Origin of the sequence: Nonomuraea ferruginea (assembly GCF_039540635.1) — a bacterium.
Lineage (GTDB): Bacteria > Actinomycetota > Actinomycetes > Streptosporangiales > Streptosporangiaceae > Nonomuraea > Nonomuraea ferruginea.
The window spans coordinates 105,822-129,692 of the sequence record NZ_BAABFD010000015.1 but is presented as its reverse complement, the minus strand read 5'-3'; the positions used below and the strand labels follow the sequence as shown (position 1 = coordinate 129,692).

Below are 23,871 nucleotides of genomic sequence, written 5' to 3'. Positions count from 1 at the left end.
GCCTGGCGGCGAGCGACCGGCGCGGCCGAGGAGCTGCCGGGGAACGAGCGAGGGCCCGCACCCCGGAACGGGATGCGGGCCCTCGGCCGTGGAGCGTCAGGCGGGGACGATGTTCTCCGCCTGCGGGCCCTTCTGGCCCTGGGTGATGTCGAAGCTCACCTTCTGGCCCTCACGCAGCTCGCGGTAGCCCTGAGCGGCGATGTTGGAGTAGTGGGCGAAGACGTCGGCGCCGCCGCCGTCCTGCTCGATGAAGCCGAAGCCCTTTTCGGCGTTGAACCACTTCACGGTGCCTGTGGCCATGTCATTTCTCCTTTGATGAGTACAGAGCCGGAGTGTCCGGACCCATCCGGAAATGACCGGTAAAACAAAATGCGCCCGACGGTTACATACCGTTAGGCGCACACGAAGTCATGGGTACCAGAACTGCAACGTCTCTAAGACTAGCACGGCCCCGCGCGTGCTCGGCCAACATGACTCGCGAGCAAATTCTGTTGAATTTTTCACGTTTGACGATCTGTATTAGCCGGACCTTGTCAAGATCACACAGCTATCGTGGCCCGCATGTTATCGGGTCCTGAGGCGGATTTCTCGTCACTGGGGCAGCGCCTGGAGGCCGCCCGTGACCGTGCGTTCGTGGGGCGGGAGGAGGAGCAGGCCCTCTTCCGATCCGCGCTCGGCACGGACCGCTCGTTCATGGTCCTGTTCGTGCACGGCTCGGGCGGCATCGGCAAGTCGGCGCTGTTGCGCCGGTTCGGCGCCGAGGCGGCCGCGGCGGGCCGTCCGGTGGTGACGGTGGACGGGCACACCGTCGACCCGTCGCCCGGCGGCTTCGAGGCCGAGGCCGGGCAGGTGCTCACCGTGGAGCGCGGGGTGCTCCTGGTCGACACGTTCGAGCGGTGCCAGGGCCTGGAGGGCTGGCTGCGCGAGAGGTTCCTGCCGCGGGTGCCGGCGGCAGCCCTCGTCGTGGTCGCCGGGCGCAACCCGCCCGACCTGCGCTGGCAGGCCGACCCCGGCTGGGCCGAGGTGCTGCGGGTGATCCGGCTGCGCACGCTCGCGCCGCAGGAGGCGATGGCGCTGATCGACGCCCGCGGGGTGGCGGCGGACCTGCGCGAGCCCCTGCTGGCCTTCGCGGGAGGCCACCCGCTGGCGCTGTGCCTGGGCGCGGCCGTCGCCGCCAAGGACGAGCGGGCCTCGGCCCGCTGGACCCTGGACAAGGACATCCCGGAGGAGCTCGCCGAGACGCTGCTCGACCAGCTCGTCGGCGAGGTGCCCTCGGCGGCCCACCGCCACGCCCTGGAGGTGTGCGCCCACGCCCACGCCACCACCGAGGAGCTGCTGCGCGCGGTGCTGCCCGACCATCCGAAACCGCTGTTCGACTGGCTGCGGCGGCTGCCGTTCATCGAGTCAGGCCGGCACGGCCTGTTCCCGCACGACGTGGTGCGCGACGCGCTGGAGGCGGACCTGCGCTGGCGCGACCCCGAGGGGTACGCGGACATGCACCACCGCATCCACGCCCACCTGGCCGCGCAGGTGCGGGCCGCCGCAGGGCAGGACACGCTGACGGCCATGGGCTCGCTGTTCTTCCTGCACCGCCACGACGGGGTGACCTCGAAGTTCCAGAACTGGCGCGGCGACGGCGAGGTGCACGAGGAGGCCTTCAACCCCGAGGACCGCGACGAGGTCCTGCGGATGGCCGCCGAGGCCGAGGGCGAGGCGTCGGCCTCGGACGCCGCTTACTGGATCGACCGGCAGCCGGAGGGGTTCTGGGTGCACCGGCGCACCGAGACCGGCGAGCCGGTCGCGCTCATGTCGTGGGTGCGGGTGAGCGGCCCGGCCGAGCCGGACGCCGACTGCCCGCTCATCGCGGCGGCGTGGCGGCACGTGGAGGAGACCGCGCCGCCGCGACCCGGCGAGCACATCGCGCTGGCCCGCGCCTGGGTGCTGCCCCCCTTCCACGGCAGGTCGCCGGTCATGGACCTGGTGCAGTGGCGCGCGGTGGGCGAGTGCCTGCGCTCCGACCGGCTGGCCTGGACGTTCCTGGTCATGCGGGACCCGGACTCGTGGCGGCGCTACCTGGGCCACTACGACATGCACGACCTGGGCGCCCGCATCCCGCTGGGACGCGAGACGTTCGGCCTGTTCGCGCACGACTGGCGCACCATCACGCCGGAGGCCTGGCTGGAGCGGATGAGCACGCGCGGGCTGGGCCTGCGCAGGCCCGCGTCCCCGCAGGGCAAGGAGCTCGCGGTGCTGGCGCGTACGGACTTCGACGCGGCGGTACGCGACGCGCTACGGAACGTGTCGCGGCCGGACGCGCTGGCGGGCAACGCGCTGGCCCGGTGCCGGCTGGTCGCCGTGCACCCCGAGCGCGACCCCGCGCGGGCCGTGCGCGACCTGCTGGAACAGGCGGTCGAGCAGGTGCGGCAGGACCCGCGCGCGGACCGCTTCCACCGGGCGCTGGCCACCACGTACTTCGGCCGCGTCCCCACCCAGGAGGCCGCGGCCGAGAGGCTGGGGCTGCCGTTCAGTACCTACCGGCGGCATCTGGCGGCCGGACTGGAACGGGTGGCGGAGATCCTGTGGCACCAGGAGGTGTTCGGGGCCCGGCCAGACGCCTGACCAGCGGGGCGGCGGGCCGCTCCACCCAGCGGTGCACGGCGTGGGCGGCCAGGCACATGACCGCGACCAGCGCCGCCAGCAGCACCCACCGGTCCACGACGCCGCCGGTCCGCTCGATGACGACGAAGCCGATGTGACCGTGCAGCAGGTAGAGCGGGTAGGTGAGCGCTCCCGCCGTCACCAGCCAGGGCCCGGCGAGCGGCCGCAGCGCGCGCACCGCGACCAGCGTCATGACCAGGAACGCCGCCGCGATCACGATCGCGATCACCCACGGATCGTACTCGGCCCCGTACCGCCGCCCGACGGCGTCGGCGTACCCGATGCCGCGGTACACCGCGTTGGCCAGGCAGAGCGGCACGAGGAGCAGCGTCTGCCAGGTGACCCCGAACCGGTACACCATGAACAGCGCCATGCCGGCGATGAAGTAGTGCGCGAACTCCGACTGCACGACCAGGTCGGCGACTCCCGGCAGCACCCCGGCCTGGACCAGGGCGGTCATGGCCAGCCACCCCCACAGCATGGCCATGACCCGGCCCCTGGTCATCCCCACCCAGGCGAACGCCAGGATGAGGAAGTAGAACCGCATCTCGGCCCAGAGCGTCCAGTAGACGACGTCCACGTTCGGCACGTCGGCCACCGACTGGAACATGGTCAGGTTGGCCAGCACCTGGATCGGCGAGACCTCGAACATGCCCTGGCCGAGCGTCACCGTCACCAGCGCGGTCACGGCCACGCCCAGCCAGTACGCCGGGTAGAGCCGGGCCAGCCGGGAGGCGGCGAACGCGCGCGGGCTCTTGCCCCAGGCGCTCATCAGCACCACGAAGCCGCTGATGAGGAAGAAGAGGTCCACGCCCAGGTAGCCGTACTGGGTCAGACCGGAGATCTCCGGATACGTGATCGTCGTCGTGCCGCCCACCGGCCCGGAGAACGTGTAGTGGAAGAGCACCACGCACAGCGCCGCCGCCAGCCGTAACCCGTCGAGTTCGTACAGCCGGTCCGCCTTGCGGTGCCGGCTCTCGTACGCCTTGTCCTGCCCCCTGTTCACCCGGCGAGCATGCGCCGGGGCATTGTTCACTCAACAGGTCGTTCTACGCTCATTAACTGCTCAATGTCCCCTTTACGCCATAGGCCTGAACTGCCCGGGGCCCGGCGGCGTACCTCTGAGCGCAGGGTGTCGCCGGAGGAGGAGGTCGGCCGAGGTGCGTCAGCGGATCGCCGGAGTGGCCGTCGCGGTGCTGGGGTTGTGGGCGACCGGCTCCCACGGGGCGCTGGAGGAGCCCGTCAGCCGGGCGGCGGCCTGCGGGGCGGAGGGGGCGCCGCGGGAGCCGGCGTGCGCCGCCGCGGCGGCGGCGAGCGGCGGCGGCCTGCCGGACGCGTGGGACGACCTGCGGGTGGCGGACGTCGGCGGGCGGGATCGCGAGGTGATCCCCGACGGCAGGCTGTGCAGCGGCGGGCTCGACGCCTACCGGGGCCTGGACCTGCCGCGCGCCGACTGGCCCGCCACCACGCTCGTGCGGGGCGGCGCCTTCACCTTCAGGTACCGGGGCACGATCCCGCACCGGGGCAGTTTCCACCTGTACGTGACGGCTGACGGTTACGACCCCGCCCGGCCGCTCGGCTGGGACGACCTGGAGCCGCGCCCGTTCGTGGAGGCGACCGACCCGCCGATGCGGGACGGCTCATACGTCATGGAGGGCCGCCTGCCCGCGGGCAAGACGGGGCGTCACCTGATCTACACGGTCTGGCGCAACACCGACACTCCGGACACGTACTACTCGTGCTCGGACGTGGTGTTCACGATCGCCGCGAAGCCGCCGGACGGGGCCGCCGGCCTGCCCTGGCTGGCGGGCGGCGGCCTGCTCGCGCTGGCGGGCGGGCTGGCCCTGCTGGCCCGCCGCCAGGACAGAAGACGCTAGGCCGGCCCTCCCTACGCGGGGTGGGGCTGGGGGGTCGCGGTGGGGCCGCGCACGATCGGCTTGCCGTCTTCCCAGTCGACCCGGTCCAGCCAGAGCCGCCGCCCCGGCTCCACGCTGCCGATCGCGCCCGGCGGCCAGGCGTGGTAGAGCAGCCAGGTCTGCCCGCCCGGCGTCGTCACCAGGTAGCTGTGGCCGGGCCCTTCCGCCCCCTCGCCGCTGGACAGGATCGGGTTCTCGAGGGCGTCGTGGCAGGGGCCGAGCGGGGTGTCGCAGGTGGCGTACCCGACCGCGTACGCGGCGGCGTCGAAGGCGTTGGCCGAGTAGAACAGGTAGTAGCGGCCCTCGTGGCGGACGAGCTGGGGCGCCTCGACGACCTTGCCGTGCCAGGCTGCGGTGTTCGCCAGCAGCCGCACCCGCTCTCCTTCGAGGCCGAGCCCGTCGGGGGTGAGGCGCTGCCCGTACAGCCAGGTGGTCTCCCCGATCGCGTTGCCGTCGTTCTTCCAGTAGAGGTAGAGCGCGCCGTCGGCGTCGCGGAACGGGCTGGCGTCGATGGAGCCGCCCTCGCCGGCCTGGCAGACGAGCGGGGTGCCGGAGTCGTCCCTGAACGGCCCCTCGGGGCGGGCGGCGGTGGCGACGCCGACGCACTGGCGGCCGGTCCCGGCGGCGCGGGCCGTGTAGTAGAGGGCGAACCGGTCGCCGGTCACCTGGATCGCCTCCGGCGCCCAGGTGTGGCCCGGCTCGGCCCACGAGCCGAGCTCGGGCAGCACGTCGCCGCGGGGCGTCCAGGTCACCAGGTCGGGCGAGGTGAGCAGGGGCACGTTCGCGCCGCCCCCGTTGGTCCCGTACGCGTACCACGTCGCGCCCACCCGGAGGGCGCCCGGGTCGGGGAAGTTCGCGTCGTGGACCGGGTTGGTGAAGGTCATGCTCTCTCCCGTGGGGGTTGCCGTCGAACAGGCGGCCAGCAGGCACAGGAGCGCGCCCGCCAGGACGCGGGGGTTCATGCCCGGCGCCCCAGTCTGACCATTGTCCAGGAGGCCGGGGGAAGCACCGCGGTGAGCGTCCCGCCGTCGGCCTTCACGCCGTCGAGCGGCCGGGGCCGCACCTCCTCGGCGGGGCCGCCCACCCGGTGCGGGTCGTCCTCGGCGAGGGTGCACGCCTCGACGACGCGGTCCGCGTGCACGTCCCGCAGGTCGGCGGTCATCTCCAGCGGCCGGTCCGGCGACCGGTTGACGGCGAACAGCGTCACCCCGTCCTCGTCGAGCGTGGCCACCGCGGACAGCTGCGGCACCTCGCCGTGCCGTCCGGTGTCGAGCGACGGCGACACCGGCTCGACGCGCAGCACCTCGCCGCGCGCGTGCCGGGCGGTCAGCGCGAACGGGTGGAAGATGCTCTGCCGCCAGGCGGGGCCGCCGGGTTCGGTGCGGATGGGCGCGATGATGTTGGCGAGCTGCGCCTGGCAGGCGACCGCCACCCGGTCGGCGTGCCGCAGCAGCGTGATGAGGAGGTCGCCGACGACGACGGCGTCGGCGGCGGTGTAGGTGTCCTCGATGAGGCGCGGCGCCTCCTCGAACGGCTCCCGCTCGCGGCCGTGGTAGTCGGCCTGGTTCCACACGTTCCACTCGTCGAAGGACAGGTCGATCCGCTTGCGGGTGCGCTGCTTGGCGGCGACGTGGTCGGCGGTGGCGACCACCGAGGAGATGAACCGGTCCATGTCGGCCGCGCTGGCCAGGAAGCCGGGCAGGTCGCCGTCCTCCTCGTAGTACGCGTGCAGCGACAGGTAGTCGACGGCGTCGTAGGCGTGCTCCAGCACGGTCGCCTCCCAGCCGCCGAACGTCGGCATCCGGCTGTTGGAGCTGCCGCAGAGCACCAGCCGCACGTCCGGGTCGACGAGCCGCATGGCCCGCGCCGTCTCGTTGGCGAGCCGGCCGTACTCGTCCGCGGTCTTGTGGCCGACCTGCCACGGCCCGTCCATCTCGTTGCCCAGGCACCACAGCCGGATCCCGTACGGGTCGGGCCTGCCGTGCTCGGCCCGCAGGTCGGACAGGCGGGTGCCGCCGGGGTGGTTGGCGTACTCCAGCAGGTCGCACGCCTCCTGGATGCCGCGGGTGCCGAGGTTGACCGCCATCATCGGCTCCACCCCGGCGGCCCGCGTCCAGGTCATGAACTCGTCGAGGCCGAACCGGTTGGTCTCGATCTGCCGCCAGGCCAGGTCCAGCCGGGTGGGCCGGTCGGCGACCGGGCCGACGCCGTCCTCCCAGCGGTAGCCGGAGACGAAGTTGCCGCCGGGGTACCGTACGACGCTCACCCCCAGCTCGCGGGTCAGCTCCAGCACGTCGGCGCGGAAGCCGTGCTCGTCGGCGGTCGGATGGCCGGGTTCGAAGATCCCGGTGTAGACGCAGCGGCCCATGTGCTCGACGAACGAGCCGAACAGGCGCCTGCCGACCGGGGCGATAGTGAAGTCGCGGTCCAGGGTCAGCCGTGCGGTCTCCACGTAAACAGCTCCTTGAAATGCGGACGGGTCAGCCCTTGAGGCCCGACCGGGACACGCCCTCGATGACGTAGCGCTGGGCGATGACGAACAGGACGAGGACGGGGACGCTGGCGAGCACCGCGCCCGCCATGATCACCGGATAGTCGATGGTGTAGGCGCCCTGCAGGATGGACAGCCCCGGCGGCAGTGTGAACTGGTCCGGGCTGAACAGCACGTAGATGGGCCAGATGAACTCGTTCCAGTTGCTCAGGAAGGTGAGCACCGCCAGCGTGGCCAGCGCGGGCCGGGCCAGCGGCAGCACGATGCGCAGGAAGATCTGCAGGTGGTTGGCGCCCTCCAGGGTGGCGGCCTCCTCCAGCTCGGGCGGCAGCGACAGGAAGAACTGGCGCAGGAAGAACACCCCGAACGCGCTGGCAGCGCCGGGCACGATGAGCGCCCACGGGCTGTCGAGCCAGCCGAGCTGGTCCACGACGAGGAAGTTCGGGATGAGGAGGGTGAAGCTCGGCACCAGCAGCGTGCCCACGATGATCCCGAACAGCAGGCCACGGCCGCGGAACTCCAGCCGGGCCAGGGCGTAGGCGGCGGTGGAGGCGACCACCAGCACGAGCACGGTCTGCCCGGTGGCGGCGACCATGCTGTTGAGGAACCAGCGCAGCACCGGCGTCTCGCTGGTGCCCTCGGCGAGCGTCCGGTAGGCGCCGGTGCTCCACTCCTCGGGCACGAAGGTGGGCGGGATCCGGGTCGCCTCGACGTTGGTCTTGAGCGAGGTGAGCAGCATCCACAGCAGCGGCACGATCACGATCGCGGCGAAGCCGACGAGCATGACGTACCAGGCGGACGCCTTCAGCGTCTTCATGACCTGCTCCTGAAGATCCGGAAGTTGATCACGCTGACCACGATGAGGGCGAGGGTGAGCACGTAGCTCATGGCGGCGGCGCTGCCCATCCGGTAGTCGACGAGACCCTCCTGGGCGATGTACATGATCGCGGTGCGGGTCTCGATCCCGGGCGCGCCCTGGGTGACGAGCAGCGCCTGGCCGAACATGTTGGCCGAGGCCAGGATCGTCACGGTGGTGACGAACACCGCCACCGGCCGCAGCCCTGGCAGGGTGACGTGCAAGAACCTCTGCCAGGCGCCCGCCCCGTCCACGGACGCGGCGTCGTACAGCTCGCGCGGGATGTCCTGCAGCCCGGCCAGGTAGATGACGGCGTTGAAGCCGAGCGTCCACCACACCGTGATGCCGATCAGCGACACCCACGCCCACGGCAGGTCGGTCGTCCACGGGATGTCCAGGCCGAATAGGTGGTTGACGAACCCCAGGTTCGGGTCGAGCAGGATGCGCCACATGACGCCGATGACCGCGACGCCGAGCACGAACGGCAGGAAGAACACCGCGCGGAAGAACGTGCGGCCGGGGAAGCGCCGGTTCAGGATCATCGCCACCCCGAGCGGCAGCACCACCAGCGGCGGCACGCTGCCGAGGGTGAAGACGCCGGTGGCCTTCATCGAGGTCCAGAAGTTGTCGTGCACCGGCGAGTCCGGGTCGAACAGCGCCGCGTAGTTGTCCAGCCCGACGAACGGCTTGCCGGGCAGCAGGTAGTCCCACTCGTGCAGGCTGATGTAGAGGCCGTACACCGCCGGCACGGCCACGAACAGGCAGAACAGCAGCAGGTACGGGCTCAGGAAGAACAGCGGCGTGAGCCGCCCGCGCCTGCGCACGGGGGGCGCCGTCATGCCTCCCCCGACCGGTGCGGGCCGCCGGATGCGTACGTCCACCACGGGATCAGCCGCCGTACTTCTTGCGGTTCTGCTCCAGGAGCTTGTCGGCCTTGGTCACGGCGTCCGACAGGGCGGCCGCCGGCTCCTTCTTGAGCAGGATCGCGCTGTTGACGGCGGTGTCGATGAGCGGGCTGACGTCGGCGACGCCCGCGACCGGCGGCGGGAAGAACAGGTGGTCGATCTGGGAGCCGATGGTCGCCTGCTCCTTCAGCGCCTGGAACTCGGCGCTCTCCCTGATCGCCTTGCGGGCGGGCACCTGGCCGCCCTTGGCCCACTCCAGGGAGTGGCGGCTGATCCAGTTGATGAACACCTTGGCCGCGGTGAGCTTGTCGTCGTCCTGGCTGCGCTGCTTGAACACCACGAACTGGTGCGAGCCCGCCCACGCCGCCGGCTGGGAGCCGATCTGCGGCAGCGGCGCGACGCCCCACTCCAGGCCCTCGACCTCGTTGAGGGTGTTGATGGTCCAGATGCCGTTCCAGTTGAAGGCGGCCTTGCCGTTCTTCAGCGCGATGACGTCGGCGTCCTGGCCCACGTTCTTCGGGCTGTAGCCCTTCTTGACCAGGTCGACGAGCCAGGTCAGGGCCTGCACGCCGGCGTCCCCGCCGAACATGGCCTTGGAGGCGTCGTCGTTGAAGAGCGTGCCGCCGTGCTGGTAGAGGAAGCTGGTGAACTGGAACGTGCCGGTGAACGGGAACGGGGTCGCCCAGTGGCCCTGCACGCCGGCCTTCTTCAGCTCCTCCAGCGCGGCCAGGTAGTCGCCGGCGGTCTGCGGCGGCTTCTCCGGGTCGAGGCCGGCCTCCCGCATGACGGTCTTGTTGTAGAACATGCCGAGCGGGTGCACGTCCAGCGGGATGGCGTACCTGCCGCCCTTGTAGGTGCCTGCCTGCCAGACCGGCGGGGAGAAGTCGGCCTCGGCGAGCTGGAGCGAGGCGGCCAGGTCGTCCAGCGGCAGCACGATCTGGCGGGCGGCGTTGGTCGCGACGCTGTCGACGTGCATGATGCCCAGGTCTGGCCCCTGTCCCGCGGTGACCGCGGCGGGCACCTTCGCGTAGTAGTCCGCCCACTGGTAGACGTTCATCGTCACCTTGATGTTGGGGTGCTCGCCGTTGAACTGGTCCACGAGCTTCTTCATGTACGGGCCGTCGCCGCCGGTGAAGCCGTTCCAGAAGGACAGGGTCACGTTCGGGCCCGTGTAGGCGGTCGGGGCGGCGGAGGCGGGGCCGGATCGGCGGGCCGCGGGGCCGGCGGGACCGCCGCCTCCGCCGCAGGCCGCGAGGAGCAGGGCGGTGCCGGCGCCGGCGCCGAGGCCGAGCAGGCCGCGGCGGGTGAGGGTGTGGGTAGACGTCTCGGTCATCACGATCACTTCCCCAACGGTGGTGAGATGACCGCATTTCTACATCGATGAATCCAACGTTGTAAACAGGAGGAGACTGAAGTGTTACATCGTTGGAAACCCGGCTATAGTGCCTCTGTGCAGCCACGACTGAAGGACGTCGCCGCGCTCGCCGGAGTGTCGATCAAGACGGTCTCCAACGTCGTCAACGGCTATCCGTTCGTCAAGCCGGAGACCCGGGAGCGGGTGGAGCGGGCCATCGCCGAGCTGAACTACCGGCCCAACCTGACCGCGCGCAATCTGCGGCAGGGCCGGTCGGGGGTGATCGCGCTGGCGGTGCCCGACCTGGACATCCCCTACTTCGCCGAGCTGGCCACCAACGTGATCACCGCGGCGGACCGGCACGGCTGGACCGTGCTCATCGACCAGACGCAGGGCGACCGGGCCAAGGAGCGCCTGGTCGTGTCGGGCATCCGGGCCCACCTCATCGACGGCCTGCTGTTCAGCCCGCTCGCGCTCACCGCCGCCGACCTCGCCCAGCGCGCCGACCACACGCCGATGGTGCTGCTCGGCGAGCGGATCGGCCGGCGGCGCACCGCGTACGACCATGTCTGCATCGACAACGTGGCCGCGGCGGAAGAGGCCACCTCGCACCTGACCGGGCTGGGCAGGCGCCGCATCGCGGCGATAGGCGCACGCCAGGCCGCGTCCGGGGCGACGGCGCGGCTGCGGCTGCGCGGCTACCGGCAGGCGCTGGCCGCCGCCGGGCTCGCGGAGGACCCCGCGCTGGTCGTGCCCGTCGACGCCTTCCACCGCGCGGACGGGGCCCGGGCGATGGCCGATCTGCTGGACTCCGGGGCCGGGCCGGACGCGGTCTTCTGCTTCAACGACACGCTCGCCCTGGGCGCGCTGCGCACGCTGCTGTCGCGCGGGGTGCGGGTGCCGGACGACATCGCGCTGTTCGGCTTCGACGACATCGAGGACGGGCGGTTCTCCACCCCGTCGCTGTCGACCATCGCGCCCGACCGCGCGGGCATCGCCCAGACGGCCGTCGACCTGCTCGCCGGCCTCCTGGCCGGCCCGGCCCCCGACCGGCGCCCCCAGGAGGTGTGCGCCTCCCACACGCTGATCGCCCGGGAGAGCACCCTCGGGGTTCAGGCCCAGAGCGCGGCCGGGTCCTCCAGCACCGAGCGCACCGTGGCCAGCGCCGCTCCCAGCAGCGGCCCGCGCCTCCCCAGCTCCGACACGGTCAGCGCCTCCGGGTCCCACTCCCGTACGGTCACCCGCGCGGCCAGCTCCCGCCGTATCGGCGGCACCAGCCACTCCCCCAGCTCCGCATAGGCCCCGCCGAGCACCACGGCGGCCGGGTCGAGCAGATTCACCGCCCCGGCCAGCGCCGTCCCCAGCGCCCTCCCAGCCTCCTCCAGCGCCGCCACCACCCGCGCGTCCCCCTCCCGCGCCCGCGCAGCCAGCAACCCGATCCCATCGGGACCGGGCATCCGTCCCCCCGATCCGCGAGACCCCGCCCCGGGCGCATCGCGATCCATCAGGAGGCCCGCCACGAGTGTCCCGGGATCAGAGGAAACCGCCGGAAGCCCCGCCTCGTGCGCATCGGGAACCGTCGCACGGCCCTCTGCCGAGACGCCCCTGCGCCCGTACGGAGGAGCCGCCGGGAGCCCTGCCCCCGGGCCTCTGGAACCGGAGGAAGGAGCCGCCTCGCGGTGCCCAGCCTCACCGGCAGCCACGCCGTAAGGCTGAGCCGCCTGCCGCCCGGGGGCGCCTGAATCGTAGAGAGAATCCGCCGGAGTGCCCCCGCTCCCGGAAGACGTCGCCGGAGGGTCCCCGGAACCGGAAGGAGCCGCTTGCTGCCTCGCCGGCGCGGCACCCAGGTCAGGTGAAAGGGCCGTCATCCGAGGTTCTACCCCAGGGGTGGTGGGGGCGGAGGGGGAAGGGAGGCCGGCGGTGCGGAGGACGGCGGCTTTGGCGGCGTACTGCTCCAGGCAGCCGCGGGCGCCGCAGGAGCAGGGCGGGCCGTCGGGGTGGACAGGCATGTGGCCCAGTTCGCCAGCAAGGCCGCGTGCGCCGGTGAAGAGGCGGCCGCCCACCACCAGGGCGGCGCCGATGCCGCTCTCCGCCGAGACGTGGATGAAGTCGGACGCCACCGGGTGCGCCCAGAGCTCGGCGAGCGCCCCCAGGTTGGCCTCGTTCTCGACCCGCGGCGGCAGCGCGCCCGGCCACAGGTCCGCCACGGGGACGTCGTGCCAGCCCAGGTTGGGGGCGCTCCCGACGGTGCCGGAGGCGTCGGCGACCAGACCGGGCACGGCCATCACCGCCGCCACCGGCCGCAACCCCAGCCCGGCCACGTCTGCCGTCGCGTCGTCGGCGAGCGCGGACAGCCGGGCGAGCACCTCGGCGGGCGGCAGAGCGGCGTTCGGGCTGTCCACCACCGTCCAGGCGCGTACCTGGCCGCGCAGGTCGGTCACGCACACGCCCAGGTGCTCGACGCCGACCTCCAGCCCGAGCCCGGCGGGACCCCGGTCGCTGACCATGAGCGCGCTGCCCGGCCGCCCGACCCGCCCGTTGGCGGCCGGTCCCAGCTCGGTCAGCAGCCCGGCGGCGAACAGCTCGTCGACCAGGCTCGACACGGCCGCCCTGGTCAGCCCGGTGTGCCCGGCGACGGCCGCCCTGGACACCGGGCCGCGCCCGGCGACGGTGCCCATGACCAGGGCCAGGTTGTGCTGCCGCATGCTCCGCTGCGACGCGGGCCGCGTCCCGCCTCTCACCCCGGACCTCCCCCGAACAACGCCCTCACCTGACCGACCACCCCCAACGGCGCAAACCGTACCGAAGCGCCAACCAAACAGCCGGGCCCGCCCACCAAAAACCCAAACCAACAGTCACCGCGCGCCACCCCCCAACGCACAGACCGTAGAACCGAAGCAGGGAGCGTACGCGGCCCGGACCAGGGAGTGTTCGCGGTACAGGAGGGGAAGCCGGGCCAGAGAGCGTTCGGGATGTGGGTACGAGGGGCGGGTGGTGGAGGGCTGGCCGGCTTGGACGGGCACACGGGCCGAAGAGCCGGAGTGACGAGTGTGCGCAAGTGCGGGCGGGAAAGCCCAAGTGGGGAGTATCCGGCCTGCCGCCCCCGCACATGCCAGAAGCCGGAGCAGCGGGCACCTGCGCAGCCACCCCCATCGCACGGACCCAAGAACCGAAGCAGGCAGTGCACGCAGTCCTGACCAGAGGACCAGAGCAGGGAGCGTACGCGGTCCGGACAAGAGAGCCGGACCAGAGAGGGTACGCGGTACAGGCGGAAAAGCCGGACCAGAGAGCGTTCGCGCCGCGGCCAGGGACAGCCCGCCGAGAGCTCCCGGCGTGGTCAGCAGGTCTCCGCGCCGGTACAGGAGGGAAGACGGACCAGGGAGGGTGCGGGGGTCGGGTACGAGGGGCGGGGGTGGAGGGTTGGGCGGGCAGTGGGGCCGGTGGCGTGGGGCCGGGGGAAGGGGCGCATGGCGGTTCTCTCGGATCAGAGCCGGTGGGACGTATGGCGGTTCTCTCGGATCGGAGCCGGTGCGGGCGCATGACGGTTCTTCCGGATCAGAGCCGGTGGGGGCGCATGGCGGTTCTTCCGGATCAGAGCCGGTGGGGGCGCATGGCGGTTCTTCCGACATCAGAGCCGGGTGAAGAGCTGGCCGGCGCGGGGCAGGGTGCCGGCGATGCGTTCCACCGCCGCGACGTCCCGGGGCACCGGCTCCAGGAGCTCGCCGCGGGCCGTGCCCCAGCGGCGCGCGACCGCGTCCGGGGCCTCGCCCGTGAGGAGGGCCGCGGCCTGGGCGGCGGCGCCGAGGGCGACGAGCTCGGCCGCCGCCGGCACCAGCACCGGCCGCCCGGACAGGCGCAGGATCGTCTGCCGCCAGGCGGCGCCCCTGGCGCCGCCGCCGATGAGCAGCAGCGGCGTGGCCGGGTCGGGCCGCTCGCCGCCGGCGCGCAGCACGTCGTCGAGCGCCGCCAGCAGGGCCGCGGCGGCGCCGTCGTAGGCGGCCTGCAGCACCTGCCCGGCGGTGGTGTCGTGACGCAGCCCGTACACGAGCCCGGCGGCGTGCGGCAGGTTGGGGGTCCGCTCGCCGTCGAGGAACGGCAGCACGACGGCGTCGCCGCCCGGCTCGACCGCCTCCCGGTCCCGGCCGAGCAGTGCGGCGATCTTGTCGATCGCCTGGGTGCAGTTGAGCGTGCAGGCCAGCGGCAGCCAGTTGTCCAGCGCGTCGGCGAACCCGGCGACGATGCCGGTCGGGTCCTCGGGATGCTGCCGGGTGACGGCGTAGACGGTGCCGGAGGTGCCGAGGCTGAGCACGGGGGTGCCGGGTTCGAGGCCGAGGCCGAGCGCGGCGGCCATGTTGTCGCCGGTGCCCGAGGCGACGAGGGTGCCCTCGGGCAGCGGCCCGCCCGCCCGTACGGTGCCCGCCCGTCCCGAGACGACCCGGGGCAGCAGCGCCGGGTCGAGCCCGATGTCGCGCAGCAGGTCCGTGTCGTACCCCTGGGGTGTCCACCAGCCGGTGCCGGAGGCGTCGCCGCGGTCGGTGACGCCCTCGCCGGTCAGTCGCTCGGTCAGGTAGTCGTGCGGCAGCCGGACGGCCGCGGCCCGCGCGGCGTGGTGCGGCTCGTTCTCGCGCAGCCACAGCCACTTGGAGATGGTGAACGCCGCCGTCGGCACGCTGCCGGTGCGCCGGGCGAGCGACTCGGGGCCGTACTTGTCGCCCAGCGCGGCCGCCTGCCCGGCGGAGCGGACGTCGTTCCAGAGCAGGGCGGGACGGACGGGCGCGCCGGACTCGTCGAGGGTGACCAGGCCGTGCTGCTGACCGCCGACGGAGACCGCGCCGGCCCGGCCCGCCCAGCCGGTCTGCTCGACGGCCGCGCACAGCGCCCGCCACCACTGCTCCGGGTCGCTCTCGCGGCCCGCGCCCGAGGTCACGCTGTGCGGGGCGCGGCCCTCTCCCACGATCGCGCCGGTGTCCACGTCCACGGCGACGGCCTTCGCCGACTGGGTGGAGCTGTCGATGCCGATGACGACGCGCTGTGCCGACATGGTGCCTCCCGGTTGTGGGCTTCCCTACCGCGCTCCCGCATATTAATTTGTTTTTTGCCCTTACGAATAGGAGTCCGATGACTGACAGCCTCACTCCCCGCCCGGAGCACAAGTTCTCGTTCGGCCTGTGGACCGTCGGATGGCAGGGCCGCGACCCGTTCGGCGACGCCACCCGCGCCCCGCTGGACCCCGTGGAGAGCGTCAACCGCCTCGCCGAGCTGGGCGCGTACGGCGTGACCTTCCACGACGACGACCTCATCCCGTTCGGTTCGACCGACGCCGAGCGCGAGGGCCACGTCAAGCGCTTCCGCCAGGCGCTGGACGCGGCCGGCCTCGTGGTGCCGATGGCGACCACGAACCTGTTCACGCACCCGGTCTTCAAGGACGGCGCGTTCACCGCGAACGACCGCGACGTGCGCCGCTACGCGCTGCGCAAGACCATCCGCAACATCGACCTCGCCGTCGAGCTGGGCGCCAAGGTGTACGTGGCGTGGGGCGGGCGCGAGGGCGCCGAGTCCGGCGCGGCCAAGGACGTGCGGGTGGCCCTGGACCGGCTCAAGGAGGCCTTCGACCTGCTCGGCGAGTACGTGCTCGGCCAGGGGTACGATCTGCGCTTCGCGGTCGAGCCCAAGCCGAACGAGCCGCGCGGCGACATCCTGCTGCCCACCGTCGGCCACGCGCTGGCGTTCATCGAGGAGCTCGCCCATCCCGAGCTGGTCGGCGTCAACCCCGAGACCGGCCACGAGCAGATGGCCGGGCTCAACTTCACCCACGGCATCGCCCAGGCGCTGTGGCACGGCAAGCTCTTCCACATCGACCTGAACGGCCAGACCGGCGTCAAGTACGACCAGGACCTGCGGTTCGGCGCCGGCAACCTGCGCGACGCGTTCTGGGTGGTGGACCTGCTGGAGACCGGCGGATACACCGGCCCGCGGCACTTCGACTTCAAGCCGCCGCGCACCGAGGACATCGACGGCGTGTGGGCCTCGGCGGCCGGGAACATGCGGACGTACCTGCTGCTGAAGGAGCGCGCGGCGGCGTTCCGCGCGGACCCGGAGGTCCAGGAGGCGCTGCGGGCGGCCCGGCTGGACGACCTGGCCCGCCCGACGCTGGCGGACGGGGAGTCGCTGGCGGACCTGCTGGCCGACCGCACCGCCTTCGAGGAGTTCGACGCGGACGCGGCGGGCGGCCGCGGCATGGCGTTCGAGCGCCTGGACCAGCTGGCGATGGACCACCTGCTCGGCGCCCGCTGACCGGCCGCCCGGCCGTCCCCGCACACGCCGCCGCCCCCGCCCGCACCTCGCCGGGCGGGGGCGGCGGCGTCCCTCCGCACGATCGACCGGCAGCCCGCCGTAGCGGTGCGGAGGTCCCGATGATAGACAGCGGTGGGGGAAGCCCGGCGCGGACGCCGCGCCGGGCCGGTTCGACCGGACGCGGCCGAGTATGGCAGCGTACGGGCAAGCAGGCGAGGCTCGCCCAGGCTCCGAGGAGGCGAACGCGACATGGACGTGGTTTCGGTGGGCGAGGTCACGGACGGGACGCTGACCGTGGTGCTGCGCGGCGACATCGACTTCACGAACGCCGCGCGGGTGCGGGAGACGATCTCCTCCGCGGTGTCGGCGCGGCGGCCCCGCGCGGTGCGGGTCGAGATGGGCGAGGTGACGTTCCTCGACTCCTCCGGCGTCGGCGTGCTGGTCGACGCCATGAAGTCGGCGTGGGAGGTCGAGGCCGGGTTCAGGGTGGTCAACCCGACCCCCCGGGTCTTCGACCAGCTCAGGATCGCCGGGCTCCTGGACGCCTTCGGGCTCGGCTGACCGGCCTCCGCGCGGGCCGGTGGCCGCGCGTCCGACGGCGGCAGTGGTGAACCGAGTCCCACCTGTCCGCGTATCCCCATGAGAAGGGGCCTCTCGCAGGCGTCCCAGACGCCTGAGAGGCCCCTTTGGTTTACACAAATATCCGGTTTTTGGTGACAAAGGCGAGACGGACTCGGCAGAATGCGGAATCCATCCAGCCTCTCTACCGCAAACTGGAAGGAATCCCCCCATGCGTAGACCCTTAGGGGTACTCGCTTGCCTCGTGGGCGCGGCCGCGCTCTCGGCACCCGTCGCCACGGCGAACGCCGCGACGGTGCCCCAGTCGGCCTGCCGCGTCTCCGTGACCAAGCCGCGTCTCGCCGACGACGGCAAGATCCGGGCGACCGCCGCCCTGCGCGGCTGCTACACCTACGGCACGGTACGAGTGCGCATCCTGCGAGCGGTGCCGGGCAAGGACCGGATCCTCAAGAGCGGCGCCGACCGGGGCCGCAGCCCTCGCGTCACCGTCGCGATGGCGTGCGCGCCGGGCACGTACTACGCCGTCGCCACCGACTACCGCGGCCACGCGGGCAAGTCCCGGGCGGTCCGCGTGAAGGAGTGCGACCTGGCCGCCACGCCGGTCCCCACCGCGACGAGGACTCCCCAGCCCGCTCCGACGGCCACCCGCACCGCCACGCAGGCGCCGAGGCCGACGCCCACCCAGACCCGCACGGCGACGCAGACGCCCAGGCCGACCCCCACCCGCACCGCCACCCAGGCTCCCCAGCCCACCACGACCTCGTCGCCCGGCACCGTGGGCACGGCCGAGGAGAACGAGGTCGTCCGCCTCACCAACGCCGAGCGCGCCAAGGGCGGCTGCCAGGCGCTCAAGCACGACGCGCAGCTCAACAAGGCCGCCGCCGGGCACTCCTCGGACATGGCCAGGAACGGCTACTTCAGCCACACCTCGCAGGACGGCCGCTCGTTCATGGACCGCATCCGGCAGGCCGGCTTCACCGGCGGCCGCGGCTGGGCCGAGAACATCGCCATGGGCCAGCGCACGCCGGCCGACGTGGTCAAGGCCTGGATGAACAGCTCGGGTCACCGGGCCAACATCATGAACTGCTCGTACAACCTGATCGGCGTCGGCGCCGTGAAGAACTCCTCGGGCCAGATCTACTGGACCCAGAACTTCGCCGCCCGCTGACAGCCTGCTGAGCTTCTCCTCACGCGGCGTGTGGAGGAGACCGCGGCGCCTCGCGACTCCCACCGCGGGGCGCCGCGGCATGTCAGCCGCCGCGCCCCCCAGACCTACCAGGCCTGTCAGGCCGACAGCGAGTTCGGGTGACGGTGGTGCACCCCGATCACCGGCACCTCGTGCAGGCTCCCCGAGTAGAGGAACTGGGTCATGCCGACCAGCAGCCGCCGCACGTCCTCCTGAGGGCGCACCACCAGGCGCAGGAACCGGCTGGTGGTGCCCAGCTTGTTGCCGCACTCGCGGACGTACACGCCGTGCTCGGCGAGCAGGTGGTCGCGCAGCGGCACCCCGTCGAAGCCGGACGGCAGCTTCACCAGCAGGAAGTTGCCCTGCGACGGGAACACCGTCAGCTCCGGCATGCACGACAGCTGGTGGTACATGGCGCGCCGGTCCTGGGCGAGCCGCCGCAGGCTCTCCTGGTACTCGCCCATGCACTGCTTCATCATGAACACGACCACCTCGGCGAACGAGTTCAGGTTCCACTTGGGCAGCGCGTCCGCGATCTTCCCGGCCAGCGCCGGGTTGGCGACCAGGTAGCCGAAGCGGATGCCGTGCAGCCCGAAGTTCTTGCCGAGGCTGCGCAGCACGATCACGTTCGGCCGCACCGCCGCCTCCGCCGCCACCCCGGGGTAGGGCTCGGCGTCCACGAAGTCGCCGAACGACTCGTCCACGATCACCAGGTCGAGGTCGATGAGCTGGTCGAGCAGGTGCAGCACCTCGTGCTTGGGCAGGTAGCCGCCGTCGGGGTTGTTCGGGTTGCAGATGACCGCGACGCGGGAGCCGCGGGTACGGATGAACGACACGTAGTCGTTGACGTTGAGCGCGAAGCCCCGGCTCTCCAGCAGCGGATACATGTCGACCCGCTTGCCGGTCTCCATCGGCTGGTCGGTCCAGCGGCCGAAGGTGGGGATGGGGATCGCCAGGCTCTCCCGCACCAGCAGGTGGTCGATCCAGGTGATCAGCTCGGTGGAGCCGTTGCCCATGGCCACGGTCTTGGGGTGGAGTCCCATCGTGGCCGCCAGTTCGGCGGTGATGGTGTCGGCGCCGCTCGGGTAGAACTTCAGGATCGTCTCCAGGTTCCTCCCCAGGTGCTCGAAGATCTCCGGCGTGGGGAAGTACGGGTTGCACGGGATGCAGAAGTCCACCGGCGGGCGCTGGCCGTCGGAGCCGCGCAGCAACGAGAAGTACGAAGGGCTGTGCGCCTGGGCACGCAAAAGGCTGAGCTCCACGACACCTCCATGGCACCTGAACAGAACGTGAGAAGGTACGCGCCAGGGCAGACCCGGGTTCAGCGGGGGGACGGCCCGAGGCCGCCTCGGGGCCGCCTGGCATGATGCGAGGAAAACCCCCGAAGGAGCGGATTCGTGCGGATCCTCCTCGTCCAGCCCTCCCGCTGGTCCCCCGACGGCCACGCGAACCTCACCGCCGTCGAGACGCTGCTGACCGGCGCCCCGCCCGCCGACCTGGTGGTGCTCCCCGAGCTGGCCGGCTCCGAGCTGCCGCGGCGGGAGTACCTGGAGCGGCTGCGCGGCCTGGCGGCACGGGCCCGCGCCGCCGTCGTGGGCGGCTCCCACTACGCGCCCGCCGGCGCCGGCAAGGTCAACCAGGGTCTGGCGGTCTCCGCGTCCGGCGAGGTGCTGGCCGGGTACGGCAAGTCCCACCCGTACGGGGTCGAGCGGGACGACGGGGTCGTGCCCGCGCCGATCGGGGACGGCTTCGAGGTGGCCGGCCGCCGGGTGCGGGTGCTGCTCTGCGCCGACCTGTGGTACTCGGGGAGCCTGGCGGGCCCGCCGGCCGACGTGGTGGTGGTGCCCGCGTTCTCGGTGACGCAGTGGCCCACGCCCGGCCCGGCGCGCAGCCTGTGGGAGCACATGAGCGTGGCGCGGGCGTACGAGTTCATGACGTACGTGGCGGTCAGCGACTGGCATCACGAGGCCGGGTACCACGGGCAGCCCTGCGCCGGGGTGACCGGCCTGGCGAACCCGTCGCCGGCTGACGGCGCGGGGTTCTTCACCGCCCAGCCGTCGGCCGCCGTCTCCGCGTACGAGCTGGACTTCGAGCGGCTGGGCAGGTTCCGCCGCAACCGGGCCGACAGGAGCTTCGCCTTTACAAAGTAGATCGCCCGATCGCCCCGCGAGGGGGGACCGGGCGACGTCGTGCGTTTCTCAGTGGCGGTGACGGTGGCCGAGGACCTTCACCCAGTCGGTGCCCTCGGAGGGCGCCAGGTGGCGGGAGCCTTCGAAGACCCCGCGCCAGGTGCCGGACGTGCGGGCCCTGACCTTGGTGTGGAAGGAGCCGTCACGGTAGGTCTTGACCGTGTCGACGTGCTCCCACCTGCCGCTGCCGGCCGGCTTGAAGAGGATGACGATCCGCTTCCAGCCGAGGTGGTGCCAGGTGCCCGTCTCGTCGCAGTGGTCGGCGTGGTGGACCGACACGAAGCCGTCGATGTAGTCCTCGTCGCACTTCACCGAGAGCTTGCCCTTGACCGACAGCGGCTGACCGCGCCACGCGGGCTCGGGGTTGACGTCGATCTGCAGGCGCGTGCGGCCCCCGTCGTCGGCCATCGCGGGGGTGGCCGTGCCGGCGAGCACCGCGGCGCCCATGGCGGCCGCCGCCACTCCGGCGGCGAGTCGTCGCATCATGAAAGTGACTTCCTTCCCCGTAGGAGGACGCGCCCCACGACAGGGCGCGTCAACGCCAATGACGCGTAAGGGTAAGGAAAAGTTGCGGTAAAGCCGATCACGATTCCGCAACGCCGCCGGCTGTCCCTACAACTGGTGGATCTTCGAGTCGTCCTCGGCCTGCTGACCGTTCCCGGGGTAGCGGACCCGCCACTCGCCGCCCTCCCGGCCGGGCACGGTGCGTGAGAAGGCGCCCTGGCCGTCGGTGACGGCCTCGGCCGCGCGTTCCCAGCCGTCCGACGCGTCCCGCCGCCACAGGATCTCGACCCGCTGCTCGCGGAACGGCAGGAATCCGGCGTAGCCACGCGGATCCAGCCTCTTCAGGCGGCCGCTCACCCGCACGCCCGCACCGTCGCGCTCCGCCTTCACGGCCGCCAGCCTGGTCTCCCGCCTGAGCTGGAACGAGGCGTACTCGGTCCGCTCCGCTCCCCCTTCGCCCCTGGCGGTCACGGTCACGGTCCAGGTGCCGGCCGGATAGAAGCGGTTGAGCCGCTTGTCGGGCAGGAACCGCCAAGTCTGCCAGCCGTCGGTGACCAGGCGCGAGGCCATCGTGGCCGCGATGGACCCGCTCGACTTGGGCTCGCCGGGGCCTTCCTGGGGGAACCGGCCTTCCTCGCGCTCGTCCGCGGCGGGCGGCCGGACGGGCCGGCGGCTGTCGAGCACCGGCCCCGGCGGGGCGCCCGGCTCGACCTCGACGACGACCCCGTGCCGCCCGCTCACTCCCCTGGCGACCACGTCGATCACCAGACGGACGGAGTCCTCGGCTCCGACGACCGGCGCGGCGGGCCGTACGTCGATCTCCCTGATGACGGGCTCGTCCTCGGCGGCGGACGCCGGAGCGGGCACGCTCAGCGCCGCCGCCGCGAACGAGGCGAGAAGTAGGCATCTGATCATGCGCAAGACGGTAGGAACCGCTCGGCCATGACCGGGGCCACGACACACGCCCCTGATGGCAAAACCGGCTCAGTCGGTGTAGAGGCTCTCGATCAGATCGCCGTACTTGCTGTGCACCACCCGCCGCTTGAGCTTGAGGCTGGGCGTCAGCTCCTCGCTCTCGGGCGTCCACTCGGTGCCCAGCAGCGCCCACTTCTTGATCTGCTGCACCCGGGCCAGCTTCGCGTTGGCCGTCTCCACCGCGCCGCCCACCTCTTTGAGCACGTCCGGGTGCTCGGCCAGGTCGGCGAGCGTGGTGTAGGAGATGCCGCGCGACTGCGCCCAGCCGGGGGCGATCTCGCCGTCGAGGGTGAGGATGGCCACCGGGTAGGGGCGGCGGTCGCCGTACGCGAGCGCCTGGCCGATCAGCGGGTGCTCCTTGAGGTGGTTCTCGATCTCGGCGGGCGAGATGTTCTCCCCGCCGGCCGTGATGATGAGCTCCTTCTTGCGGTCGACCACCCGGTAGAAGCCGTCCTCGTCGACGGTGCCGATGTCGCCGGTGTGCACCCAGCCGTCGGCGTCGATGAGCTCGGCCGTGGCCTCCGGCCGGTTGAGGTAGCCGCTGGTGTTGAGCGGGCTCCGGGTGAGGATCTCGCCGTCCTCGGCGATGCGGACCTCGGCGCCCGGCTCGGCCCTGCCCACGGTGCCCAGGCGGTAGCAGTCGGGGGCGTTGCCGGTGAACGCCCCCGTCGTCTCGGTCATCCCGTACACGTCGATGACCTTCAGCCCGAGCCCGGCGTAGAAGCGCTGCACCTCGCCGGGGAGCGGCGCGGCGCCGGTGGCGGTCCACTCCGCGCGGTCGAACCCGATCATGCCGCGGACGATCGACAGCAGCGAGCTGTCGGCCTTCTCGTACGCGGCCTCGATCTCCGGCGTCATGGTGTGGCCGTACTGTCCGGCCTCCACCCAGGCGACGCCGGCGGCCATGGCCTGGCGCACGGCGGCCTGCTGCTCCTCCGGCTGGGTGGACATGACCGCGAGCAGCCGGGCCATCATCTTCTCCCACACGCGCGGCACGCCGAAGAACAGCACGGGCCTGACCTGCCCGAGCGTCGCGCCGAGATTGGCCAGGTCGGTGCAGAAGTAGACGTGGGAGACCTTGACCAGCGGCAGGTACAGGCTCAGCACCCGCTCGGCGATGTGCGCGTACGTCAGGTAGGAGATCTGGGTGCCTTCCAGCGGCAGGTTCGCCATCCGGTCGGTGCAGGCCACCTCGTAGAAGACGTTGGCGTGGCTGAGCGGGACGCCCTTCGGCTGGCCGGTGGTGCCCGAGGTGTAGAGGACGGTGACGGGGTCGCCGGCGGTGACGGCCTGCCAGCGGGCCTCGACCGCGGCGGGGTCCTCCGCCAGCCGGGCCCGGCCCAGGTCGAGGAAGTCCTGCCAGGACATGAAGCGGTCGCCCTCCGGCGCCCCCTCCAGCATGATGATCTTGCGCAGGTCCGGCAGCCGGTCGAGCGACGGCTCCCAGCGGGCCAGCTCGGCGGGCCCGCCGATCACCGCGATCTTGGCCGCCACGTCGCCCGCCACGAAGGCGACCTGGTCCGGCGCGAACGTGCCGTAGATGGTGCAGCCGACGCCTCCGGCGTGCACCGCGCCGAGGTCGGCGAGCACGTGCTCGCTCCGGTTGACCATCATGAGCGCGACCGCGTCGCCGGGCTCCAGCCCCAGGGCCGCGAAGCCGGCCGCGATCTCCAGGACCCGCTCCCTGGCCTGGCCGTAGGTGAGGGTGGACCAGCCGTCGCCGTCCGGATCGGAGTAGGCGGGGGCGTCGGGGTATTGTTCGGCGGTCTTTCTCAACTGCTCGCACAGGGTGAGCCCGGCGATGGAACGTTCGATCTCCGCCCGCACCTCGAGGACGTCGGCCATGACACCCGCCTTCAGTCAGTAATCACTTGCGCAGCTGGGATGCATCGCACCATACGGCGCGAGTAGCGGCAAGTATCTGGAGAAGCCGTCACGTACAGTGATTATTCACGTGCTTCCTG

General features: G+C 72.2%; 19 protein-coding genes and 1 pseudogene. 7 read left to right on the top strand and 13 right to left on the bottom strand.

Translation table 11 applies throughout. The features are described 5' to 3' along the window. Positions 1-96: 96 nt before the first annotated feature. Positions 97-300 carry a cold-shock protein gene (locus ABD999_RS27300; protein ID WP_148031343.1) on the bottom strand — a complete coding sequence of 68 codons (204 nt, stop codon included), beginning with the start codon at positions 298-300 and terminating at the stop codon, positions 97-99. A gap of 261 nt (positions 301-561) precedes the next feature. Between ABD999_RS27300 and ABD999_RS27295 the strand changes: the two genes are divergently transcribed. Further along, positions 562-2,619 (top strand): ATP-binding protein, encoded by a 2,058-nt coding sequence (locus ABD999_RS27295; protein ID WP_271279557.1) that lies wholly within the window; start codon positions 562-564, stop codon positions 2,617-2,619. Here ABD999_RS27295 and ABD999_RS27290 read toward each other — a convergent pair. After that, the gene (locus ABD999_RS27290) at positions 2,525-3,664 is read right to left on the bottom strand and encodes an acyltransferase family protein (protein WP_271279558.1); all 1,140 of its coding nucleotides are present in this window, start codon (positions 3,662-3,664) and stop codon (positions 2,525-2,527) included. The genes ABD999_RS27295 and ABD999_RS27290 overlap by 95 nt on opposite strands. Before the next feature lie 154 nt (positions 3,665-3,818). On the opposite strand from ABD999_RS27290, the gene ABD999_RS27285 reads away from it, so the two are divergent. Continuing rightward, complete coding sequence (locus ABD999_RS27285; RefSeq protein ID WP_345482952.1) at positions 3,819-4,535, top strand: lytic polysaccharide monooxygenase auxiliary activity family 9 protein; 717 nt, start codon at positions 3,819-3,821, stop codon at positions 4,533-4,535. An 11-nt stretch (positions 4,536-4,546) separates the two neighbouring features. On the opposite strand, the gene ABD999_RS27280 is transcribed toward ABD999_RS27285, so the two are convergent. The 5 genes from ABD999_RS27280 to ABD999_RS27260 are packed head-to-tail and all read right to left on the bottom strand — an operon-like array spanning position 4,547 to position 10,159. Continuing rightward, positions 4,547-5,536 carry a glycoside hydrolase family 43 protein gene (locus tag ABD999_RS27280; RefSeq protein WP_271280401.1) on the bottom strand — a complete coding sequence of 330 codons (990 nt, stop codon included), beginning with the start codon at positions 5,534-5,536 and terminating at the stop codon, positions 4,547-4,549. Continuing rightward, a complete protein-coding gene (arfA, locus tag ABD999_RS27275) occupies positions 5,533-7,026 on the bottom strand; it encodes an arabinosylfuranosidase ArfA (protein WP_148031339.1) in 1,494 nt (497 codons plus the stop codon). The genes ABD999_RS27280 and arfA overlap by 4 nt, the downstream gene beginning before the upstream one ends. Positions 7,027-7,054: 28 nt before the next feature. Next, positions 7,055-7,882: a carbohydrate ABC transporter permease gene (locus tag ABD999_RS27270; RefSeq protein WP_219547753.1), complete on the bottom strand. Its 828-nt coding sequence runs from the start codon at positions 7,880-7,882 to the stop codon at positions 7,055-7,057. Next, complete coding sequence (locus ABD999_RS27265) at positions 7,879-8,760, bottom strand: carbohydrate ABC transporter permease (RefSeq protein WP_271280402.1); 882 nt, start codon at positions 8,758-8,760, stop codon at positions 7,879-7,881. The genes ABD999_RS27270 and ABD999_RS27265 overlap by 4 nt, the downstream gene beginning before the upstream one ends. Before the next feature lie 49 nt (positions 8,761-8,809). After that, positions 8,810-10,159 (bottom strand): ABC transporter substrate-binding protein, encoded by a 1,350-nt coding sequence (locus tag ABD999_RS27260; RefSeq protein WP_345482951.1) that lies wholly within the window; start codon positions 10,157-10,159, stop codon positions 8,810-8,812. A gap of 81 nt (positions 10,160-10,240) precedes the next feature. Here ABD999_RS27260 and ABD999_RS27255 point away from each other — a divergent pair. Then, positions 10,241-11,272, top strand: a pseudogene (locus tag ABD999_RS27255) (LacI family DNA-binding transcriptional regulator); the annotation flags it as partial. Between the two features lie 20 nt (positions 11,273-11,292). Here ABD999_RS27255 and ABD999_RS27250 read toward each other — a convergent pair. Next, positions 11,293-12,921, bottom strand: coding sequence for an ROK family transcriptional regulator (locus tag ABD999_RS27250; protein ID WP_271280500.1), 1,629 nt, complete (start codon positions 12,919-12,921; stop codon positions 11,293-11,295). 887 nt (positions 12,922-13,808) lie between these two features. Next, a complete protein-coding gene (gene xylB, locus ABD999_RS27245; RefSeq protein ID WP_345482950.1) occupies positions 13,809-15,221 on the bottom strand; it encodes a xylulokinase in 1,413 nt (470 codons plus the stop codon). 77 nt (positions 15,222-15,298) lie between these two features. On the opposite strand from xylB, the gene xylA reads away from it, so the two are divergent. The 3 genes from xylA to ABD999_RS27230 all read left to right on the top strand — a co-directional run bounded on the left by xylA (position 15,299) and on the right by ABD999_RS27230 (position 18,221). Beyond that, positions 15,299-16,474, top strand: coding sequence for a xylose isomerase (gene xylA, locus ABD999_RS27240; RefSeq protein WP_345482948.1), 1,176 nt, complete (start codon positions 15,299-15,301; stop codon positions 16,472-16,474). Between the two features lie 249 nt (positions 16,475-16,723). Then, on the top strand, positions 16,724-17,035 hold the full coding sequence (locus ABD999_RS27235; protein WP_148031332.1) for an STAS domain-containing protein: 312 nt from the start codon (positions 16,724-16,726) through the stop codon (positions 17,033-17,035). A gap of 229 nt (positions 17,036-17,264) precedes the next feature. Continuing rightward, positions 17,265-18,221 carry a CAP domain-containing protein gene (locus tag ABD999_RS27230; protein WP_271275635.1) on the top strand — a complete coding sequence of 319 codons (957 nt, stop codon included), beginning with the start codon at positions 17,265-17,267 and terminating at the stop codon, positions 18,219-18,221. A 116-nt stretch (positions 18,222-18,337) separates the two neighbouring features. On the opposite strand, the gene ABD999_RS27225 is transcribed toward ABD999_RS27230, so the two are convergent. Further along, positions 18,338-19,501, bottom strand: a complete 1,164-nt coding sequence (locus ABD999_RS27225) for a pyridoxal phosphate-dependent aminotransferase (protein WP_271275634.1) — start codon at positions 19,499-19,501, stop codon at positions 18,338-18,340. 135 nt (positions 19,502-19,636) lie between these two features. Here ABD999_RS27225 and ABD999_RS27220 point away from each other — a divergent pair, with 135 nt between their 5' ends. After that, positions 19,637-20,389: a carbon-nitrogen hydrolase family protein gene (locus ABD999_RS27220; RefSeq protein WP_271275633.1), complete on the top strand. Its 753-nt coding sequence runs from the start codon at positions 19,637-19,639 to the stop codon at positions 20,387-20,389. Positions 20,390-20,437: 48 nt separating this feature from the next. Here ABD999_RS27220 and ABD999_RS27215 read toward each other — a convergent pair whose 3' ends face one another. The 3 genes from ABD999_RS27215 to ABD999_RS27205 all read right to left on the bottom strand — a co-directional run bounded on the left by ABD999_RS27215 (position 20,438) and on the right by ABD999_RS27205 (position 23,752). Beyond that, positions 20,438-20,914: a hypothetical protein gene (locus tag ABD999_RS27215; protein WP_219547734.1), complete on the bottom strand. Its 477-nt coding sequence runs from the start codon at positions 20,912-20,914 to the stop codon at positions 20,438-20,440. 126 nt (positions 20,915-21,040) lie between these two features. Next, positions 21,041-21,847: a hypothetical protein gene (locus ABD999_RS27210; protein WP_271275632.1), complete on the bottom strand. Its 807-nt coding sequence runs from the start codon at positions 21,845-21,847 to the stop codon at positions 21,041-21,043. 69 nt (positions 21,848-21,916) lie between these two features. Beyond that, positions 21,917-23,752 (bottom strand): AMP-dependent synthetase/ligase, encoded by a 1,836-nt coding sequence (locus ABD999_RS27205; RefSeq protein WP_271275631.1) that lies wholly within the window; start codon positions 23,750-23,752, stop codon positions 21,917-21,919. Between the last annotated feature and the right edge of the window lie 119 nt (positions 23,753-23,871).

Excerpts from the sequence above, each read along its gene's own strand:
- ABD999_RS27300 (WP_148031343.1), bottom strand. The coding sequence starts at position 300 with ATGGCCACAGGCACCGTGAAGTGGTTCAACGCCGAAAAGGGCTTCGGC.
- ABD999_RS27295 (WP_271279557.1), top strand. The coding sequence starts at position 562 with ATGTTATCGGGTCCTGAGGCGGATTTCTCGTCACTGGGGCAGCGCCTG.
- ABD999_RS27280 (WP_271280401.1), bottom strand. The coding sequence starts at position 5,536 with ATGAACCCCCGCGTCCTGGCGGGCGCGCTCCTGTGCCTGCTGGCCGCC.
- ABD999_RS27270 (WP_219547753.1), bottom strand. The coding sequence starts at position 7,882 with ATGAAGACGCTGAAGGCGTCCGCCTGGTACGTCATGCTCGTCGGCTTC.
- ABD999_RS27265 (WP_271280402.1), bottom strand. The coding sequence starts at position 8,760 with ATGACGGCGCCCCCCGTGCGCAGGCGCGGGCGGCTCACGCCGCTGTTC.
- ABD999_RS27260 (WP_345482951.1), bottom strand. The coding sequence starts at position 10,159 with ATGACCGAGACGTCTACCCACACCCTCACCCGCCGCGGCCTGCTCGGC.
- xylB (WP_345482950.1), bottom strand. The coding sequence starts at position 15,221 with ATGTCGGCACAGCGCGTCGTCATCGGCATCGACAGCTCCACCCAGTCG.
- xylA (WP_345482948.1), top strand. The coding sequence starts at position 15,299 with ATGACTGACAGCCTCACTCCCCGCCCGGAGCACAAGTTCTCGTTCGGC.
- ABD999_RS27235 (WP_148031332.1), top strand. The coding sequence starts at position 16,724 with ATGGACGTGGTTTCGGTGGGCGAGGTCACGGACGGGACGCTGACCGTG.
- ABD999_RS27230 (WP_271275635.1), top strand. The coding sequence starts at position 17,265 with ATGCGTAGACCCTTAGGGGTACTCGCTTGCCTCGTGGGCGCGGCCGCG.
- ABD999_RS27215 (WP_219547734.1), bottom strand. The coding sequence starts at position 20,914 with ATGATGCGACGACTCGCCGCCGGAGTGGCGGCGGCCGCCATGGGCGCC.
- ABD999_RS27210 (WP_271275632.1), bottom strand. The coding sequence starts at position 21,847 with ATGATCAGATGCCTACTTCTCGCCTCGTTCGCGGCGGCGGCGCTGAGC.
- ABD999_RS27205 (WP_271275631.1), bottom strand. The coding sequence starts at position 23,752 with ATGGCCGACGTCCTCGAGGTGCGGGCGGAGATCGAACGTTCCATCGCC.